Source organism: Pseudomonas sp. IAC-BECa141 (genome assembly GCF_020544405.1).
Taxonomy (GTDB): Bacteria; Pseudomonadota; Gammaproteobacteria; order Pseudomonadales; family Pseudomonadaceae; genus Aquipseudomonas.
Map to the genome: position 1 here is coordinate 4,370,502 of NZ_CP065410.1, position 18,561 is coordinate 4,389,062.

Here is an 18,561-nt window from a genome sequence, read left to right on the forward strand (position 1 = left end):
CGTGACCGGCCAGTGTCAAGAATCAGCCGCAACAAAAAAGGCCCGCATAATGCGGGCCTTTTGCTTGAGCCAGAGCCTTCAACCGGCGATGGCGCGATCCACCGAGAGCTTGCCGGCACCTTCGATCAGTACCGCGAGGCTGCCACCGAGCAGAGCCAGGGCGAACTCGTAACCATTGTTGGCCATGAACAGACCGTTGCTGATGTGCACAGTGAAAATGGCCACCAGCGACAGGAAGGTCAGACCCAGTGCCGCCGGGCGCACCAGCAGGCCGATGATCAGCGCCAGACCGGCGAAGAACTCGGTGCCGCCGGCCAGTGTGGCCATCAGATAACCCGGGGTCAGACCGATGCTTTCCATGTATTGCGCGGTGCCTGCCAGACCGTAGCCACCGAACAGACCAAAGAGTTTCTGCGAGCCGTGGGCGGCGAAGATCACGCCGACGGCAATGCGCAGAAGGGTCAGACCGTAGCCGGCGCGGGTGAACAGGACCTTGTTGATCAGAGAGCTCATGTTGCGTTTCCTTGTGGTCAGAAGTGCTTGTTGGTTGGCCGCTATATTAATCAGTTAATTTCATGTTAAAAGCGCAAAAAATCCGCCATAACAATCAACTTATTAGATCATTTGCGTGAGACCACTTTTTGCCCTGCGGGCTCCAACGACTCCCGCTCCCGGTCGAACGCCAAGTAATACTTGTTCACGCTATTAACATAGCTGACGGCTCCCATTCCCACCTGCTCCATGGCGATGCGCTCGACCTGGAAGAACCATTGGTTGGGATTCAGGCCGCGACGCCGCGCTTCTGCACGCATGCCTTGCACCCGCTCCGGCCCGATGTTGTAGGCGGCCAGAGTGAACGCCATGCGCTCGCGCTCGTTGAGTTTCGGGCTATTGAAGAACTTGCGGCGGATCATCGCCAGGTACTTGGCCCCGGCCTGCACATTCGCATCGAGATTCTGGATATTGTTGACGCCGACCCGCTGCGCAGCGGACGGCGTGATCTGCATCAACCCGGTTGGCCCGCCGCCGCTGCGCGCGCTGGGTTGCAGCGCAGACTCCTTGAAGGCCAGCGCCGCCAGGTTGAGCCAGTCCATATTTTGCGCTTCGGCGTGTTTCTGCAGCGTCGGGCGCAGTTTTTCCAGTCGCTGACGGTCAGCCTTGGCCAACGGATAGTGCACTTGATAGAGGCGGCGGTAGATCCGCAGGAATGCCGCATCTTCGTTCGACGGTTTTTTGTAGCCGGTCAGGAAGCGGTCGATGCTGGCCCGTAACATCGAGGCATCGCGGCGCACGAACCAGTATTCCTCGCCCGGTTCGCTGATCATCACCTGCCGGTCGAAACGCAGCTTGGGCAGGATCTTGCCCCAACGCTCGGCAATCGGTTGCTCGACGATGGTCAGGTGGAAGATACCGCCCTGGACCATTTCCAGCACATCTTCGACCGCCAGCGTCGGATCGACCCATTCGATCTTGATCGGCGCCAGTTTGTGTAGCGCCAGCTTCTGGTTGAGCTGACTCACCGCCTCCCCTGCCGCACTGCCGGTGGGCAATGCCAGGGTTTTGCCGGCCAGTTGTTCGACCTTGGTGTAGCGCTTCTCGCCCTTGATGCCGACCAACACCAGCGGCACGTTGCTGGCAATCGGCTCGCTGCTTGCGACCGCGTGGCCCGGTTGCAACTCGAGCAGTTCGCCCGGCGCAACAAGATCACCTTCGCCGCGCTGCAACGCGCCGAGCAATTGGTCCTTGGCTTTGGGGATGATCTTGAGGGTGACTTCCTGGCCGTCGCGGGCGTGGCCGTTGAGGTACTGCTCGAAGGCACGCAGACGGTGGTATTCGACGCCGATGGCCTGACCCTGGACTTCGCCAGAGCTGTTGCGGCTCTGGTTGACCAGCACCCGCAGGACGCGGCTGCTGCGGATCTCGGTCAGGTCGCGGACCTTGGCGGTCGGCACGGCTTGCAGCGGCCCGGGCAGCCGCGCGACCGCCGTCATCGGCAGCAGCAACGAACCACACAGCAGGAGCAAAACCGACGGACGAACCATCCACTCTCCGGAAAGAATACGGGCGTTTTCACCGCTGAACGGTCGCAAAACACCGACGAAAACAGAGCGCCTGGAGCGCTGATAAAGTGCGAGAGACTGGCACAGTGATAGCAATGCTGTCACACCTGCCTGCCTCGCGGCCTCAACAGACAGCCATAAGCCGTTGTAGTTCTTGGCTTTTCTTATAAATCTACAGCTCTGATATGCTTTCCGGCCTTCGGCCCGAGGTAGCACCATGCAACTCATCGATATCGGCGTCAACCTGACCAACCCCAGTTTCGCCGACAAACACCAGGCCGTGCTCGACCGCGCCTACGCTGCCGGGGTCTGCCAACTGGTGCTGACCGGCACCAGCGTCGAGGGCAGCGAACAGGCGCTGGAACTGTGCCAGCAACTGGATCCGGACGGCCAGCGACTGTTCGCCACCGCCGGCATTCACCCGCATTCGGCCAGCGACTGGAATGCCGACAGCGCACGGCGTCTGCGCAGCCTGCTGCAAGAATCGAACGTAGTGGCGGTGGGCGAGTGCGGGCTGGATTTCAACCGTGATTTCTCGCCGCGCCCGCAGCAGGAAAAAGTCCTCGAAGAACATCTGGCGCTGGCGGCCGAACTGCAATTGCCGGTGTTCCTGCACGAACGTGATGCGAACCAGCGCCTGCTGGAAATCCTCCGAGACTTTCGCGACAGATTGCCCGCCGCCGTGGTGCATTGCTTCACAGGTGAGCAGAAAGCGTTGTTCAGTTACCTCGACCTGGATCTGCACATCGGCATCACCGGCTGGATCTGCGATGAGCGTCGCGGCACTCATTTGCATCCGCTGGTGAAGGAGATCAAACGCGGTCGCCTGATGCTGGAAAGCGATGCGCCGTACCTGCTGCCACGCACATTGCGGCCAAAACCGAAGAACGGTCGCAACGAGCCGGCGTATCTGACCGAAGTGCTGCGTGAAGTGGCCTTGCATCGAGGCGAGACCGAGGAAGATCTGGCGGCCCACACCACCGCCTGCGCGCGGGCGTTTTACGGTCTACCTACCCTGCCCTAGCCGGGGCGAATGCATCACTTGTTGATGCACATCAAAATCCGGGCACCTGGGTAGCGGCACAATAATGGCACCTTGCCAAAACTGTTTCCGCTATCAGAGAAGACCTCCATGGGTGCCTGGCTTAGCAATATCTCGCTGAAATACAAATTCTGGGCGGTCAACGCGGTCGCCTTTGTCACCACCCTGTTGCTGGTGCTGTACGCCGTACAGCTCGAACAACAGGCCCGCAGTCACGCCGCGCAAACCTCGGCCCAGGCCCAGGCACAGTTGCTCAAGGCCTGGCCGGCCGGGCAGGCGCTGCCCAAATCCGATCAAGTGCTGACGTTCAAACGCGGCGAAGCACCGCGCCTCAACGATCAGCCGTTGCTGGAGATCACCGACACCAACGGCTGGATCGAGATCAGTCACTTGCCGTTGTTCGGCGAAAACCCGCTGCTCGGCGCGGAGGTATTCAGCCGTGCCGATGGCCAGCAGGTCGCCGTGATCGCCTGCGCGCCCAGCCTCAGTCAAGTGTTCAGCGAGCGCTTCGCCAACTATGCGGTGGCGGTGCTCATCCTGATGCTGGCGATGCTTGGCGCTTCACAGTTGCTGATCCGCTTTCTGCTCAGCCAGCTCAACACCCTCAAGGACGTAATGCTGCACGTGGAGAAAACCGGCGACCTCGCCGCTCGGGTGCCGCTGGCCTGCAAGGATGAAGTCGGGCAGATGGCCAATGCGTTCAACGCGATGCAGGCCGGTTATCAGCGGGTGGTCACCACCGTGGCCAACACCGCGCGGCAACTGGATATCGGCGCCGCGCGACTGGCGTCGAGCATGAACGAAGTGCGCCACGGCATGCTCGGCCAGCAGAGTGAAACCGATCAGGCCGCCACGGCGATCAACGAAATGACCGCCACCGTCTACCACATCGCTCAGCACGCCGGCGCCACGCGCGACCTGTCGCAGACCGCCGACGGCCTGGCCGGCAGCGGTCAGCAAGTGGTGAGCCGAGTGCAGACGTCGATTGCCGGGCTGTCCAGCGGCGTGCAGCAGACCGCCGAGATGATTCAGCGCCTGGCCGAGGACAGCCAGAAGATCAATGGCGTGGTCAGCGTGATTCACAGCATCGCCGAACAGACCAACCTGCTGGCACTCAACGCCGCCATCGAAGCGGCCCGAGCCGGGGAAATGGGCCGCGGGTTCGCGGTGGTCGCCGACGAGGTGCGCAACCTCGCCAAACGCGTGCAGACCTCCACCGATGAAATCACCACCATGGTGTCAGCGTTGCAGGCCGGCACCCGTGACGCGGTGGACTTCATGCAGGAGAGTTCGTACAAGGCCGACGACTGCGTGCAGCAGGCGCAAGAGGCCGGCGAAGCGCTGGCGGAAATCACGGGGGCGGTGGCGCAGATGCGTGAGAGCAACACGCAGATTGCGGTGGCGGCAGAACAGCAAAGTCAGGTTGCCGAAGAGATGAATCGCGCCGTGGTGAGCATTCGCGATGTCACCGAGAACACTGTGCAGCAGACCGTGGATTCGGCGACCACCAGTAACGAGTTGGCGACGCTGGCCGGGGAACTGAACAAGGCGATCGGTCAGCTCAAGCTCTAGGGCGCAACATCAAAAATGGCCATTGTCCCTATTACTTCAATAGCCAACCTTGATTCGCCGCTCTGGCTGCCCGGGCCTATTCTTCAACCATGTACTGAACATGGATCGAGGAGCAGCAACATGGGCAAACGTCACCCCAACCTTCCCGCGTGGCAATGGCGCGCATATCCGAACAACCATCAGCATCCGACCAATCTGGTGCTGCACCTGATTGCCGTGCCGCTGTTCATCGTCGCGTTTCTGTTGATCGTCTCCGGTGTGTTCAGCCTGAGTCTGGCCAGTGTGGCGATCGGCGTGATTGGTATCATCGCGGCGCTGGGTCTGCAGCGCCACGGTCACAGCCTGGAGGCGCAAGCCTCCGAGCCGTTCAGTGATCGCAAGGACGCCGTCTCGCGTCTGCTGGTCGAGCAGTTTCTGACGTTTCCGCGGTTCTTCCTCAGTGGCGGCTGGTACCGGGCCTGGCGTGAGCGTCACCGCCGCCATTGAGTCAGGCGAAGATCGTCACCGTCTGCCGGCTCATGGCAATCAGTTCACCCTGCGCGCTCCACAGCTTGGCGGCGACATGGCCGTAACCGTCGGCCGCATACTCGATGTCCGCCAGGTACTGGCAAAAATCCAGCGTGCTCAAATCCCGTAACGGCTGAACGAATTCGATGGTCCAGGTCAACGTGCTGCCCGGTGCCGGTTTCTTCAGGTACGGCAACAGCGCCGGTGGCCAGGCATCGACCAGCGCAAGCAGGTGCGCCTCGTTGACCGGCTCTTCCTTCACATCCCCGCGCAAGCGCACCCAACCGCCCATCAGCCGCGATTGAATGCCGGTGAACGGCATGCCGCCGACACTCCAGCGCATCGCCAGATGACGCATGAATTCCGGGGTTACGCCTTTGATGTATGGCAGTTCCTGGCAGTCGTCCCAATGTTTCATCTCGGGTGCCGGATAGGCTTCCACCGCCACTTCCGACGGCCGCGAAGCCCCGAAGCTGCCTTGCACCATCGTCACCACCTGACCGTTCTGCACGGCGCGCCCCAGCACCTGACTGACCGCCTTGCCTTCGCGCAGCACTTCGACTTCAAAGCTCACCGGCACTTCGGGCTCGACCGGGCCGACAAAGGTGATCGCCAGCGAACGTACCGGCCGATCAGTCGGTACTCGGGTGCGCATCACTTCAAATTGCAGTGCTGCCACCAACCCGCCAAAACTGGCCCGGCCCTGGCCCCACTCCGCCGGAATCGTTACCTCCGGTTGACGACGGACAGCATCGATCAGATCGCAAAAGCGCATGGAAACCTCGGACACGAAAAAGGGAATGACCGGATCTTAACCAGCGCGGCAGAGCCGCGCAGCGTCCATTCCGGTCAAAGAGACTGACAGATAAGACAGCGGCGCTGCGCGCCAGCGGGTTTCAGGACTTGAAGCAGGCCGCGCTGAGTTTATCCAGTACCCGGTCGGCCTTGATTTCGGCTTTGGCCATGGTCGCCTGCCAGGTGGCGACGCAGGGTCGCAGATCCGGCTCCAGTTCGGCACGCGCCAGCCATTGCCAGCAATCGTGCCAGTCACCGAGGGCACCTTGTGCGGATTTCAGACGGGTTAATGCGGCTTCCGGCAGACGATCGAGTTCCGGGTAAGCCTCGATGCCGTAACGCACGCGCTTGATCAGCAAACGCAGACGATGGCGGTCGTGGGCCGGGTCGTGCAGCGCCACGTCGAGGTTTTTCCATTGTTTGCCCAGACGTTTCTCGATGCGTTTGTCCAGGCGCTTGAGCAATCCCTGGCGCTGGGACGCTCGCAGAAAGCGCGGGAAGGCGTCGAGGATCATCAGCAGCGAAGCCACTTCGGCGCTGGCCGCCAGCGTCGGATACGCCTCGGCCATTTGCGCCATGCGGCGCTGCGCGGCTTCGGGCTGATCATGTTTGATCAGCCAGGCCGCCAGCACTTCGCGGTCGCGCCATGGCGTGGTCAGTTGCCCCACCGCAGCCGCCGCATCTTCCAGTTGCTCGACACCGGGCAAACCGCGCAACGGCCGCAACAGGCTGCGCAAACGGCGCACGGTGGTGCGCAAATCATGCAGCGCCTCAGGGTCGGTCCGCGCAGTCAGACGGGCCTGACAGCCCAGCAGCCGTACTTCCAGGCTCAGGACATGGGCCACCAGCCGATCAACCAACGCAGACATCGCTTGCTCCTGAATTCAATGGCTTTGCACGAGTGTGAACTGGCGCAAGACACCTGCCCTTGCGCCACGTCAGCAGCTTAGCGTCCGGCGCGGGATTCGCGAATGTAGAAACGCGCCTTTTCGGCCTTCTTGGTGCAGCCTTCGAAACCCTCGAATTGCTGCTGAGTCTTGGCCGCCGTCAACAGCGACAACGCCTTGGAATAGCTGACGGTGCCGGCAAACCCTTCGGCCTTCGCCAGGTCCAGTTCATGCCACGCCGCGTCGAGCTGGCTGCCGCAGCTGTCGCGATAAGCGGTCTTGCCGGCGCAACCGGCCAATGCCAGAGCCATCAACGGCACACAGATCCAGGCTTTCATCACTCACACCTCAAAGATAGGTCAACAGTCGTGCAGGTAAGACGGTAAGGCAGCGAAAAAGTGCCTTGTACCCCGCAATTGCACCGCACTGCAAAAGATAGCGCCGACGGGTCATGAAGTATCGAAAAAACGACGCCATGGCCGCCCCGAGCGACCCCGGCGATTGAAGCCCGGCCCTCGATGGGTGCATTGTGGAACCTTGCCGGGAGGAAGACGGATGAAAAAACGTGTCGCACTGGTGCTGGGCTCCGGTGGCGCCCGGGGCTATGCCCATATCGGGGTCATTGAAGAGATCGAACGACGGGGCTATGACATCAGTTGTATTGCCGGCTGTTCAATGGGGGCCGTGGTCGGCGGAATCTACGCCGCCGGCAAGCTCGACGAGTACCGCAACTGGATCGAAAGCCTGGATTACCTCGACGTGCTGCGCCTGGTGGATGTCAGCTTCCGTCTCGGCGCGATCCGTGGCGAGAAAGTCTTCGGCCAGATCCGCAAGATCGTTGGCGAGATCAACATCGAAAACCTGCGCATTCCCTACACGGCGGTGGCCGCCGACCTCACCAATCAGCAGGAAATCTGGTTCCAGGAAGGCTGCCTGCATCAGGCCATGCGCGCCTCGGCAGCGATTCCCAGTCTGTTTACCCCGGTGATGCAAGGCAACCGGATGCTGGTGGACGGCGGCATTCTCAACCCGTTGCCGATCGTGCCGGTGGTGTCGAGCCACTGTGACCTGATCATCGCGGTCAATCTCAACTCGACCAACCAGCGCCATTACAAACTGCCGGTGATCCAACGCCCCGCCGCGTTCCGTACGCGCTTCGACAGCCTGATCAGTTCGCTGGGTTCGAAGATGCCGTTCCGCCGCAAACAGGCCGAGCAACTGCTGATCCTGGAACAGGAAGCGCTGCGTGCCGAAGCGGCGGACATCAATCCTTGGGTCGAAAGCGCCGAGCCGGAAGCCCAGCAACCGGCCGCCGCCCCGGAGCGCGACGGCGCACCCAAGTCCGCCACCGGTTCGTTCATCGTCGATAACGTCGGGCCGGCGTCATTGCTGGACCTGATCAACCAGAGTTTCGAGGTGATGCAGACCTCGCTGGCGCAGTACAAGATCGCCGGGTATCCGCCGGACATCCTGATCAACGTGCCGAAGCGGGTGTGCCGGTTCTTCGAGTTCTACAAGGCGCCCGAATTGATCGCGCTGGGTCGCGAGATCGCCCGGGATACGCTGGATCGCTACGAGAGCGAACAGAACTAAAGGCTGCTCTCGCTCAACAAGCGATAACCGACACCGGCCTCGGTCACGATGAAACGGGGCCGGGTCGGATCGTCCGCCAGTTTCTGTCGCAGATGACCGACCACGATCCGCAGGTAGTGACTGTCCTCGGTGTGAGTCGGGCCCCAGATGTCCTTGAGCAATTGCTGCTGGGTGATCACCCGCCCCGGATGCCGCGCCAGTTGCGCCAACACTGCATATTCCTTGCGGGTCAGGGCGACTTCGACGCCGTCGAGCAACACGCGGCGATATGCCAGGTCCACGGTCAGCGGGCCGAAATTCAACGCGGCCTGCTGCGCTTCGCCGGCCGGCGCCTGACGCAGCAACGCGCGCACCCGGGCGAGAAATTCCTGAATGCCGAACGGCTTGGTCACGTAGTCATTGGCGCCGCCATCCAGCGCCTGGACTTTCTGCCCTTCGCTGGCACGCACCGAGAGCACCAGCACCGGCGCCGTGGCCCACTCGCGAAACTCGCGCAGCACTTGCTGGCCGTCCATGTCCGGCAGGCCGAGGTCGAGCACCAGCAGATCGGGTTTGTTCAGCGCCGCCTGGGCCAGGCCCTCGGCGCCGGTGCCGGCCTCCAGCACTTTGTAGCCCTGGGAAGCGAGGCTGATACGCAGGAACTTGCGGATCTGCGGTTCGTCATCGATGACCAAAATGGTCGCGGTCTGGCTCATGAATTCACATCAACACAAAAGAGTGGCAAGAGAGTAGCGCAGCGCGGTTCAGGCTTCACCGTCCATCCCCGGTTGCGTCTGCAACGGCAAGTGCAGGGTGATGCAGGTGCCGCGTCCGTCGATGCCGTCGCCGACACTGATCCGCCCGCCATGGGCGCCGACCATACCCTGACAGATCGCCAACCCGAGTCCCGTGCCCTGGCCGCCACGATCACCTCGGGCGGCGGTGTAGAACATGTCGAAAATCTTCGCCCGCTCATCGACGGGAATCCCCGGCCCTTCATCGCTGACCGAGAAAAACACTTCGCTGTCATCCGCCCCGGCGCGCAGTTGCAGACGGCCGTGAGACGGCGAGAAGCGTGCGGCGTTTTCCAGCACGTTCACCAGCGCCTGTTCAATCAACGCGGCATGCACGTACAGCAGCGGCAGTTCGGCTGGCACATCGGTGCTCACCTGCAAAGATGAGAGCACTGCCCGCAGTCGATTGAGCGCACTGCCGACGATGTCCGCCGGCGACACCCAGTCCCGCGCCAACTTCAACGCACCATGCCCGAGACGGGTCATGTCCAGCAGGTTCTGAATGTAGCGATCGAGACGTTCGGCTTCGTCGCGTGTGCCTTCGAGCAGCTCGCGGCGATCCTCCAGCGGGATCGCTTTGCCGAGGGCCAGCAGGCTGTCGATGCTGCCGCGCATCGAGGTCAGCGGCGTGCGCAGATCGTGGGACACCGAGGCCAGCAAAGCGCTGCGCAGTTGCTCGGTTTCACCGTGCAGGCGCGCGGCTTCCAGATCATCGGCCAATTGCGCCCGGGCCAATGCCTGGGCCAGCGGCTGACTCAACGCGGTCAGCAAACGACGACGCTGGCCGCTCAAGGTCCGGCCCTCTTTGGCGCACACCCCGAGCAGCGCCAGCGGTCCGTCCTCCACCGACAGCGGCCACCACCACCAGCGACCGAACGGCAACGTGCCGGTGCCCATGCCCGCCGGTTGATCGTGTTGCCAGGCCCAGTCGGCGGCGGCGCGTTCGGATTCGGTGAACTGCAACGGCCCGCCGGTTTCGACTTTCCAGCCACCCTGCCCGTCACGATTTAGCAGGCACAGTTGCAGATCGCTCCAGCCATTGAGGTGTTGCGCGGCGGCGCTGACCACGGCCTGACGGTCGGTGGCGGCGGTGAGTTTGCGTGACAGGTCGAGCAGTTCGGTGGTCTCTTCCTGGGTATCGCGCAGCGCCTGCAATTGCCGCCGCTGTCGCGCCGCGAGGTTGCCGGTGAGCGCCGCCATCAGCAGGAAGAACAGCAAGGTCAGCACGTCTTCTTCGCGCTGGATGCTGAAGGAGAAATTCGGCGGGATGAACAGAAAGTCATAGGTCAGAAACGACAGCGCCGCACAGGCCAGCGCCGGGCCGAGGCTGCTGCGCACCGCCACCAGCAGCACCGCCGCAAGGAACACCAGCGAGATATTCGGCAACGGCAGCACGCTGGACACCGCCCACGCCAGCGCACTGGCCAGCACTGTGGCGACCAGCACCAGCGCATAGTCGAACCACACCAGCGTCGGCGCTACACGCGGGCGCGGCTGATGCTGTTCCTGGTCACTGTCCAGCACGTTGATTTCCAGGCCATGAGCCTGACGCAGCAAACGCGCCGCCAGCCCACCGCCGAACAGGCGCCTGCGCAGACGCGGCCGGGACTGGCCGACCAGCACCAGACTCGCCCGTCGTTCAGCCGCATGCTGGATCAGGGTTTTCGCCACTTCGCCGGCCCGCAACAGCACCACCTCGCCGCCGAGGCGTTCGGCCAGTTGCTGGGCGCTTTGCAGGCGCAGGCGCGATTGCTCGTCGCGCACGCTGCCGTTATCGACGTGCACCAGACTCCATGGCAGATGTCGCCGCTGGGCGACGCGGCTGGCGTGACGCACCAGCCGTTCGGCCTGCGCATCGCCATCGACCCCGACCAGCAAGCGCCCGCGCACCGCCGGCGCGGCCTGGCCGAGCTGGCGATAGCCCTGAGCGAGATCGTTATCGACCTGCGCGGCAGCGGTCTGCATCGCCAGTTCGCGCAGTGCGGTGAGGTTGGTCTGAGTGAAGAATGCATCGATCGCGGCGCGTGCCTGCTCAGGCACGTAGACCTTGCCTTCGCGCAGGCGCTCGAGCAGTTCGCGGGGCGGCAGGTCGATCAGCAGCAGTTCGTAGGCTTCTTGCAGCACCCAGTCCGGGAGGGTTTCGCGTACCTGGACACCGGTGATGCCGCGCACCTGATCGTTGAGGCTTTCGAGGTGCTGGACGTTGACCGTGGTGTACACGTCGATACCGGCGGCGAGCAGTTCCTGAATGTCCTGCCAGCGTTTGGCGTGGCGGCTGCCGGGGGCGTTGCTGTGGGCAAGCTCATCGACCAGCACCAGTTTCGGCCGGGCCGCGAGCAGGCCATCGAGGTCCATTTCTTCAAGCGTCACGCCACGGTATTCCGAGCGCACCAACGGCAGTTGCGGCAAACCGCCAAGCAGCGCTTCGGTTTCGGCGCGACCATGGGTTTCAACCACTCCGGCGATGACTTTCACGCCCTGGCGCAATTGGCTGTGGGCGGCCTGCAACATCGCGTAGGTCTTGCCCACACCCGGCGCAGCGCCGAGGAAAACCTTGAGCCGGCCGCGTCCATCGCGGGGCAAGTCTGCTAACAGCGCGTCGGCGCGGCCGGAGTCACTCATGCTTGAAGCTCTCTTCCTGAAGTTGATCGTTCCCACGCTCTGCGTGGGAAAGCAGCCCAGGACGCTCTGCGTCCCGCACAGGCTGACGCACAGCGTCTTTTAAGGCGTTCCCATGCAGACGGTTCGACGCCTGGACGTGGGAACGAACATCCACTACAGCTTTTCCAGCGCCATGTTCAGCGTCAGCACATTCACCACCGGCGGGCCCACCAGCGGCTGTTCGATGTGCGCGTCGAGCAGTTGCTGCAAGGTCGCCACCGGCAGATTGCGCGCGGCCGCAACACGCGCCAGTTGATAGGCAATCGCCGCCGGTGGCAAGTGCGGATCGAGGCCACTGCCGGAGGTGGTCAGCAGCGCCAGCGGCACCGGGCCCTGACCGGGCACCTGCAGCTTGTTGGCGTCATCGATCACCCGAGTGGCCAGCGCCGGATTACTTGGCGACAGGTTGCTCGCGCTGCTCGACACGGTGGCAAAGGCACCGGCCGAAGGGCGCGGATGAAACCAGGCATCGCCGACAAAGTCCTGCGCGATCAGCGACGAGCCGCGCACCTTGCCTTCGGCGTCGCGCACCAGGCTGCCGTTGGCCTGCTCGGGGAAGGCGACCTGGGCAACGCCGGTCACCACCAGCGGATAGGCAACGCCGGTGACCAGGGTCATCAGCACCAACAGGCTCAGGGCCGGACGTAACATTGTGGACATTTCAAAATCCTCGAATTCGTGCTTGAAGCGGTGTGCCCGGCACACCGCTGTTCAGGTTCAAACCAGATGCAACGCCGTCAACAGCATGTCGATCGCCTTGATCCCCACAAACGGCACCAGAATCCCGCCCAGGCCGTAGATCAGCAGATTGCGTCGCAGCAACGCCGCCGCACTCGCTGCCTGCACCCGCACGCCGCGCAGGGCCAGCGGAATCAGCACCACGATGATCAACGCGTTGAACACGATGGCCGACAGGATCGCGCTCTGCGGACTGCTCAACTGCATGATGTTCAGCACGCCCAGTTGCGGGTAGATCGCGGCAAACAGCGCCGGCAGGATCGCAAAGTACTTGGCCACGTCGTTGGCGATGGAAAAGGTCGTCAGCGCGCCACGGGTCACCAGCAGTTCCTTGCCGATCTGCACCACGTCCAGCAGCTTGGTCGGGTCGCTGTCGAGGTCGACCATGTTGGCCGCTTCGCGCGCGGCTTGCGTGCCGTCGTTCATCGCCATGCCGACGTCAGCCTGGGCCAGCGCCGGGGCGTCGTTGGCGCCGTCGCCGCACATCGCGACCAGACGACCGTCGTTCTGCTCATGACGGATGCGCGCCAGTTTTTTCTCCGGTGTGGCTTCGGCCAGTACATCATCGACACCTGCTTCAGCGGCAATCGCGGCGGCGGTCAGCGGGTTGTCGCCGGTGACCATCACCGTGCGAATCCCCAGCTTGCGCAGCTCGGCGAAACGCTCGCGGATGCCCGGCTTGACCACGTCTTTCAGGTGGATCGCCCCGAGCAGTTTGCCGTCGGCGCAGACCAGCAACGGGGTCCCGCCGCTCTGGGCAATCTTGTCGATTTCCCGGGACAACGGCGGGGCCAGATCCTTGCGTTGTTGACCGAGGAAGGCCAGCAGCGAATCCACCGCGCCCTTGCGAAATACACGGCCCTGATAGTCGACTCCGGACAAGCGGGTTTCGGCACTGAACGGCACGGCGGTCAGGGTTTCCGGCGAAGGTTCCGGCTGCGGATTGGTGCCGCGCAGGTACTCGACGATGGACTTGCCTTCGGCAGTTTCGTCAGCCAGCGAGGCGAACAGAGCGCCTTCCGCCAGCTCACGGGCGTTCACACCCGGCGCGGCATATACCGCGCTGCAACGACGGTTACCGAAAGTGATGGTGCCGGTCTTGTCCAGCAGCAACACGTGCACATCACCCGCCGCTTCCACTGCACGACCGGACTTGGCGATCACGTTCAGGCGCACCAGGCGATCCATCCCGGCAATACCGATCGCCGACAGCAGACCGCCGATGGTGGTCGGAATCAGCGTGACCAATAACGCCACCAGGAACACCAGCGGCAAGCTGCCGTTGGCGAAGTGGGCGAACGGTTGCAGGGTCACGACCACCAGCAGAAAGATCAGGGTCAGGCCGATCAGCAGGATATCCAGCGCCACTTCGTTCGGGGTCTTCTGGCGTTTGGCGCCTTCGACCAGCGCGATCATGCGGTCAAGGGTCGATTCACCGGGGTTGGCGGTGATCTTCACCAGCAGCCAGTCGGACACCAGCCGGGTGTTGCCGGTGACGGCGGAACGGTCGCCGCCGGACTCGCGAATCACCGGCGCCGATTCACCAGTGATCGCCGCTTCGTTGACCGCCGCAATACCTTCGATGACTTCGCCGTCACCGGGGATCATCTCCCCCGCTTCAACGCGCACCACGTCGCCCTTGCGCAGGCTGGTGGCCGGTACGACCTGGAAGCTGCCGTTGGCCAGTTTGCGGCGGGCGCTGAGGCCTTCGCTGCCGGCCTTGAGGCTGTCGGCGCGGGCCTTGCCACGACCTTCGGCCAGCGCTTCGGCGAAGTTGGCGAACAGCACGGTGAACCACAGCCACAGGGCAATTTGCGCGGCCACGAAAGTCGGCACGCCGTTGTCGGGAATGAAGCACAGCACGGTGGTCAGGATCGCCGTCAGTTCCACCACCAGCATCACCGGCGAGCGCTGCAACTGGCGCGGGTCGAGCTTGACGAACGCTTGCACCAGCGCCGGACGCCACAGGGCGCTGATCGCGGTTTTCGCTTGTTCCGGCGCCTTGGCGACGACGGGTTTGATTGCGGGCATATTCATCATCAGCTCCTTAGAAGCCCATGCTCAGGTGTTCAGCGATTGGGCCCAGTGCGAGGGTCGGCAAGAATGTCAGGCCGCCCACCAGCAAAATGGTCACGGTCAACAGGGTCACAAACAGCGGGCCGTGGGTCGGGAAGCTGTTCTGGCCGATCGGTGCGGTTTTCTTCATCGCCAGGCTGCCGGCCAGAGCCAGTACCGGCAGGATGTAGCCGAAGCGACCGATCAACATGCCCAGTCCCAGCATCAGGTTGTGGAACGCGGTGTTGGCGCCGAAGCCGCCGAACGCCGAACCGTTGTTCGCGCTGGCCGAGGTGTAGGCGTAGAGCAACTGACTGAAACCGTGCGGGCCGGGATTGCTCACCGCCGCCACTGGGCCCGGCAGACTCGCGGCAATCGCGCCCAGCACCAGCACGCCGACCGGCATCACCAGCAGAGTGACAACCAGCAGCTGCACTTCACGGGCCTGAAGTTTCTTGCCGAGGTATTCCGGGGTGCGGCCGATCATCAGGCCGGCGAGGAACACCGCGATCAGCACGTTCAGCAACATGCCGTAGAGCCCCGCGCCGACGCCGCCGAAGATCACTTCGCCGACCATCATGTTGACCAGCGCAACCATGCCGCTGAGCGGGTTTAGGCTGTCATGCATGCCGTTGACCGAACCGTTCGACGCCGCCGTGGTGGTCACCGACCAGAGCACGGTGGCGGTGGTGCCGAAGCGCGCTTCCTTGCCTTCCAGCGGCGCGGTCTGTTCGACGGCGACGTTGTTCAGCGCCGGATTCGGCTGGTACTCGGCCCACAGCGAAGTGGCGCCGCCGATGATGAACAGCGCGAGCATGCAGCCGATGATGGCGCGGCTCTGACGCAGGTCCTTCACGTAATGGCCGAAGGTGAACACCAGCGCTACCGGGATCAGGATGATCGATGCGACTTCGAACAGGTTGCTCCAGGCAGTCGGGTTCTCGAACGGATGCGCCGAGTTGACGCCGAAGAAGCCGCCACCGTTAGTGCCCAGTTGCTTGATCGCAATCTGGCTGGCGGCCGGGCCTAGCGGGATCACCTGATCAACACCCTGCATCGTCACTGCATTCACATATTGCGCGAAGGTCTGCGGCACGCCCTGCCACACCAGGTACAGCGCCAGCAGCAGGCACAGCGGCAGCAGACCGTAGAGCGTGGCGCGGGTCATGTCGACCCAGAAGTTGCCGAGGGTTTTGGTGGACTTGCGCCCGATGCCACGGCACAGCGCAACCAGTACGGCGAGGCCGGTGGCGGCACTGACGAAGTTCTGCACGGTGAGGCCGACCATCTGGCTCAGGTAGCTGAGGGTCGCTTCACCGCTGTAGGACTGCCAGTTGGTGTTGGTCATGAAGCTGACGGCGGTGTTGAACGCCTGGGTCCACTCCTGGCCCGGCAGGTTTTGCGGGTTCAGCGGCAGGTGATCCTGAAACAGCAGAATCGCGAACAGCAGCAGGAAACCGGCGAGGTTGAACGCCAGCAGTGCCAGCGTGTACTTCTGCCAGCTCTGTTCGTCCTGCGGATTGACCCCGGCGATGCGGTAACAGCCGCGCTCGACCGGGCCGAGAATCGGCGTCAGCCAGGTGCGCTGACCTTCCATCACTTTGTAGTAGAACCGCCCGAGGAACGGCGCCGGCAGCAACACCAACGCGAAAAACGCGAGGATCTGCCAATAGTCATAACTGTGCATAACCGCTCCTAGTTCCGATCCGCGCGCAACAGCGCAACCAACAGATAAATGAACAGCCCCACTGCCAGCAGCAGTGACACCCCGTCCAGAACGCTCATGGAAGATCTCCGTGTTACGGCGTATTGCCGCGTGTGGAGGCATTGTCGGAAAGGAGGCTGTAAAGGAACGAGACCGAGGGTGCGCGCGGGGCATAAAGAAAGCGTAAAGAGTGGGTTTACGCGGGCGTTACAGCAGAGTTTTGCGTCGTGTGGACGGGCCTCTTCGTCGGATCGCCGCCCGGACCAGGCCCGCTCCCACGTTTTGAAACGCGCTCGTCCAGACACCACTTACACCTGTGGGAGCGGACTTGCCCGCGAAGACGGCAATACAGACAACATCGCACCCAACTGGCGCACAACTCTGTGGGCATTGCGCCGCGAACATCCCCGATACGACAGCTTTAAGCGCATTACGACCCGCCAATACAAAATGGCACGTCCACTGCACACGCCTTTCCCCGAGCTTTCCAAACCGTTCAGGGAGCAAACGCATGAACACTCAACTCAAACCCACGCTGGGCACGTTGCATCTGTGGGGCATCGCGGTGGGGCTGGTGATTTCCGGGGAATATTTCGGCTGGAGTTATGGCTGGGGCGTCGCGGGAACTCTCGGCTTTCTGGTGACCTCATTCATGGTCGCAACCATGTACACCTGCTTCATATTCAGCTTCACCGAACTGACCACGGCGATTCCCCACGCGGGCGGGCCATTTGCCTACAGTCGCCGGGCTTTCGGTGAAAAAGGCGGATTGATCGCAGGCCTGGCGACACTGATCGAATTCGTCTTCGCCCCGCCGGCGATCGCCCTGGCGATTGGCGCGTATCTGAACGTGCAGTTTCCGGCCCTCGACCCGAAACACGCGGCGGTCGGCGCATACATCGTGTTCATGACCTTGAACATCCTCGGGGTGAAACTGGCAGCGACCTTCGAACTGGTGGTCTGCGTGCTGGCAGTGGCCGAGTTGCTGGTGTTCATGGGCGTGGTCGCCCCGGCGTTCAGTTTCAGCAACTTCGCGCTGAATGGCTGGGCCGGCTCGGACATCTTCGGCGCTCCGGCGATTGCCGGGATGTTCGCGGCGATTCCGTTTGCGATCTGGTTTTTCCTCGCCATCGAAGGCGCGGCCATGGCCGCCGAAGAAGCCAAGGATCCGAAACGCACGATTCCCAAGGCCTACATCAGCGGCATTCTGACCTTGGTGTTGCTGGCCATGGGCGTGATGTTCTTCGCCGGTGGCGTCGGCGACTGGCGCACCCTGTCGAACATCAATGATCCGCTGCCGCAGGCGATGAAAACCGTGGTCGGCGACAACTCCGGCTGGTTGCACATGCTGGTCTGGATCGGCCTGTTCGGGCTGGTGGCGAGTTTCCACGGGATCATTCTTGGCTACTCGCGGCAATTCTTCGCCCTCGCCCGCGCCGGTTACCTGCCCGCTTCGCTGGCGAAGCTGTCGCGCTTCCAGACCCCGCACCGCGCCATCATCGCCGGCGGCGTGATCGGCATCGCGGCGATCTACAGCGACGGGCTGATCAACCTCGGCGGCATGACCCTCACCGCCGCGATGATCACCATGGCCGTTTTTGGCGCAATCGTGATGTACATCATGAGCATGCTCAGCCTGTTCAAACTGCGTAAATCCGAACCAAATCTGGAGCGCACCTTCCGCGCGCCGTGCTATCCGCTGATTCCGTTGATCGCGCTGGCGCTGGCCGTGGTGTGCCTGGTAGCGATGGCCTGGTTCAATGCGCTGATCGGGCTGATCTTTCTCGGCTTCATGGCGGTCGGTTTCGGCTACTTCCTGTTGACCGGCCAATTGCGCGCCAACGCCCCGGCAGACGCCATGCTCACCGGACTGTAAACCGCGACGGGCATAACCGGCCTAGAATGGAACCACTGCGAATGCACTTCGCTCAAAGTGGTATGCAGCGTTGAACGGCGAAACCCTCGCCCGTCGACCTGTCTTTAAGGAGAGCCGTTATGCCCTGGTATGCCTGGTTGATTCTGGTCGTTGCAATCGGCTCGATCGTCGGCGGTCTGATGATGTTGCGTGACACCGCCAACAAGGTCGAACTGACCGATGAACAGCGCAAGCGCGTCGCTGAACGCAATGCCGAAGCGGACATCAAGGACGCGCAGGACCGCTGAACGAAAAACC

The 18,561-nt window shown here is 62.8% G+C and carries 17 protein-coding genes; 6 read left to right on the plus strand and 11 right to left on the minus strand.

Translation table 11 applies throughout. The features are described 5' to 3' along the window. Positions 1–78: 78 nt before the first annotated feature. Positions 79–513 carry a DoxX family protein gene (locus I5961_RS19940; protein ID WP_085704404.1) on the minus strand — a complete coding sequence of 145 codons (435 nt, stop codon included), beginning with the start codon at positions 511–513 and terminating at the stop codon, positions 79–81. A gap of 107 nt (positions 514–620) precedes the next feature. Then, positions 621–2,042, minus strand: coding sequence for a transglycosylase SLT domain-containing protein (locus I5961_RS19945; RefSeq protein ID WP_227233155.1), 1,422 nt, complete (start codon positions 2,040–2,042; stop codon positions 621–623). A gap of 235 nt (positions 2,043–2,277) precedes the next feature. On the opposite strand from I5961_RS19945, the gene I5961_RS19950 reads away from it, so the two are divergent. From I5961_RS19950 to I5961_RS19960, 3 genes are all read left to right on the plus strand, one after another. Further along, positions 2,278–3,084, plus strand: a complete 807-nt coding sequence (locus I5961_RS19950) for a TatD family hydrolase (protein ID WP_227233157.1) — start codon at positions 2,278–2,280, stop codon at positions 3,082–3,084. A gap of 108 nt (positions 3,085–3,192) precedes the next feature. Continuing rightward, positions 3,193–4,674, plus strand: a complete 1,482-nt coding sequence (locus I5961_RS19955; protein WP_227233158.1) for a methyl-accepting chemotaxis protein — start codon at positions 3,193–3,195, stop codon at positions 4,672–4,674. Between the two features lie 120 nt (positions 4,675–4,794). Beyond that, positions 4,795–5,160, plus strand: a complete 366-nt coding sequence (locus I5961_RS19960; RefSeq protein WP_039770492.1) for an Mpo1-like protein — start codon at positions 4,795–4,797, stop codon at positions 5,158–5,160. Position 5,161: 1 nt separating this feature from the next. Here the strand turns inward: I5961_RS19960 and I5961_RS19965 are convergent, their stop codons facing one another. From I5961_RS19965 to I5961_RS19975, 3 genes are all read right to left on the minus strand, one after another. Beyond that, the gene (locus tag I5961_RS19965; RefSeq protein WP_085699998.1) at positions 5,162–5,956 is read right to left on the minus strand and encodes an acyl-CoA thioesterase; all 795 of its coding nucleotides are present in this window, start codon (positions 5,954–5,956) and stop codon (positions 5,162–5,164) included. Between the two features lie 121 nt (positions 5,957–6,077). After that, positions 6,078–6,845, minus strand: coding sequence for a CHAD domain-containing protein (locus I5961_RS19970; protein WP_085699996.1), 768 nt, complete (start codon positions 6,843–6,845; stop codon positions 6,078–6,080). Between the two features lie 77 nt (positions 6,846–6,922). Continuing rightward, complete coding sequence (locus tag I5961_RS19975) at positions 6,923–7,201, minus strand: hypothetical protein (protein WP_007950948.1); 279 nt, start codon at positions 7,199–7,201, stop codon at positions 6,923–6,925. Between the two features lie 217 nt (positions 7,202–7,418). Here I5961_RS19975 and I5961_RS19980 point away from each other — a divergent pair, with 217 nt between their 5' ends. Then, a complete protein-coding gene (locus tag I5961_RS19980) occupies positions 7,419–8,456 on the plus strand; it encodes a patatin-like phospholipase family protein (protein WP_085699994.1) in 1,038 nt (345 codons plus the stop codon). Here the strand turns inward: I5961_RS19980 and I5961_RS19985 are convergent. The 6 genes from I5961_RS19985 to kdpF all read right to left on the minus strand — a co-directional run bounded on the left by I5961_RS19985 (position 8,453) and on the right by kdpF (position 16,468). Then, a complete protein-coding gene (locus tag I5961_RS19985; RefSeq protein WP_039770498.1) occupies positions 8,453–9,151 on the minus strand; it encodes a response regulator in 699 nt (232 codons plus the stop codon). The two genes, I5961_RS19980 and I5961_RS19985, sit on opposite strands and share 4 nt — an antisense overlap. A gap of 48 nt (positions 9,152–9,199) precedes the next feature. Continuing rightward, positions 9,200–11,851, minus strand: coding sequence for a sensor histidine kinase (locus tag I5961_RS19990; protein WP_227233160.1), 2,652 nt, complete (start codon positions 11,849–11,851; stop codon positions 9,200–9,202). 153 nt (positions 11,852–12,004) lie between these two features. Then, positions 12,005–12,550 (minus strand): potassium-transporting ATPase subunit KdpC, encoded by a 546-nt coding sequence (gene kdpC, locus I5961_RS19995; RefSeq protein ID WP_085699990.1) that lies wholly within the window; start codon positions 12,548–12,550, stop codon positions 12,005–12,007. A gap of 57 nt (positions 12,551–12,607) precedes the next feature. Continuing rightward, positions 12,608–14,665, minus strand: coding sequence for a potassium-transporting ATPase subunit KdpB (kdpB, locus tag I5961_RS20000; RefSeq protein ID WP_227233162.1), 2,058 nt, complete (start codon positions 14,663–14,665; stop codon positions 12,608–12,610). Positions 14,666–14,675: 10 nt separating this feature from the next. Further along, positions 14,676–16,370, minus strand: coding sequence for a potassium-transporting ATPase subunit KdpA (gene kdpA / locus I5961_RS20005; RefSeq protein ID WP_085699986.1), 1,695 nt, complete (start codon positions 16,368–16,370; stop codon positions 14,676–14,678). A gap of 8 nt (positions 16,371–16,378) precedes the next feature. Next, a complete protein-coding gene (gene kdpF, locus I5961_RS20010) occupies positions 16,379–16,468 on the minus strand; it encodes a K(+)-transporting ATPase subunit F (RefSeq protein WP_007899818.1) in 90 nt (29 codons plus the stop codon). A 431-nt stretch (positions 16,469–16,899) separates the two neighbouring features. On the opposite strand from kdpF, the gene eat reads away from it, so the two are divergent. Both eat and I5961_RS20020 read left to right on the plus strand, forming a co-directional pair. Continuing rightward, the gene (gene eat, locus I5961_RS20015) at positions 16,900–18,264 is read left to right on the plus strand and encodes an ethanolamine permease (protein ID WP_085704392.1); all 1,365 of its coding nucleotides are present in this window, start codon (positions 16,900–16,902) and stop codon (positions 18,262–18,264) included. A 119-nt stretch (positions 18,265–18,383) separates the two neighbouring features. Beyond that, entirely contained in the window at positions 18,384–18,551 is a 168-nt protein-coding gene (locus tag I5961_RS20020) for a DUF2897 family protein (RefSeq protein ID WP_007950938.1), read from the plus strand. The last annotated feature ends 10 nt before the right edge of the window (positions 18,552–18,561 follow it).

Coding starts and splice junctions, on each gene's coding strand:
- I5961_RS20020 (WP_007950938.1), top strand. CDS start 18,384: ATGCCCTGGTATGCCTGGTTGATTCTGGTCGTTGCAATCGGCTCGATC.
- I5961_RS19965 (WP_085699998.1), bottom strand. CDS start 5,956: ATGCGCTTTTGCGATCTGATCGATGCTGTCCGTCGTCAACCGGAGGTA.
- kdpB (WP_227233162.1), bottom strand. CDS start 14,665: ATGAATATGCCCGCAATCAAACCCGTCGTCGCCAAGGCGCCGGAACAA.
- I5961_RS19975 (WP_007950948.1), bottom strand. CDS start 7,201: ATGAAAGCCTGGATCTGTGTGCCGTTGATGGCTCTGGCATTGGCCGGT.
- I5961_RS19960 (WP_039770492.1), top strand. CDS start 4,795: ATGGGCAAACGTCACCCCAACCTTCCCGCGTGGCAATGGCGCGCATAT.
- kdpC (WP_085699990.1), bottom strand. CDS start 12,550: ATGTCCACAATGTTACGTCCGGCCCTGAGCCTGTTGGTGCTGATGACC.
- eat (WP_085704392.1), top strand. CDS start 16,900: ATGAACACTCAACTCAAACCCACGCTGGGCACGTTGCATCTGTGGGGC.
- I5961_RS19950 (WP_227233157.1), top strand. CDS start 2,278: ATGCAACTCATCGATATCGGCGTCAACCTGACCAACCCCAGTTTCGCC.
- I5961_RS19955 (WP_227233158.1), top strand. CDS start 3,193: ATGGGTGCCTGGCTTAGCAATATCTCGCTGAAATACAAATTCTGGGCG.
- I5961_RS19990 (WP_227233160.1), bottom strand. CDS start 11,851: ATGAGTGACTCCGGCCGCGCCGACGCGCTGTTAGCAGACTTGCCCCGC.
- kdpA (WP_085699986.1), bottom strand. CDS start 16,370: ATGCACAGTTATGACTATTGGCAGATCCTCGCGTTTTTCGCGTTGGTG.
- I5961_RS19945 (WP_227233155.1), bottom strand. CDS start 2,042: ATGGTTCGTCCGTCGGTTTTGCTCCTGCTGTGTGGTTCGTTGCTGCTG.
- I5961_RS19980 (WP_085699994.1), top strand. CDS start 7,419: ATGAAAAAACGTGTCGCACTGGTGCTGGGCTCCGGTGGCGCCCGGGGC.
- kdpF (WP_007899818.1), bottom strand. CDS start 16,468: ATGAGCGTTCTGGACGGGGTGTCACTGCTGCTGGCAGTGGGGCTGTTC.
- I5961_RS19970 (WP_085699996.1), bottom strand. CDS start 6,845: ATGTCTGCGTTGGTTGATCGGCTGGTGGCCCATGTCCTGAGCCTGGAA.
- I5961_RS19985 (WP_039770498.1), bottom strand. CDS start 9,151: ATGAGCCAGACCGCGACCATTTTGGTCATCGATGACGAACCGCAGATC.
- I5961_RS19940 (WP_085704404.1), bottom strand. CDS start 513: ATGAGCTCTCTGATCAACAAGGTCCTGTTCACCCGCGCCGGCTACGGT.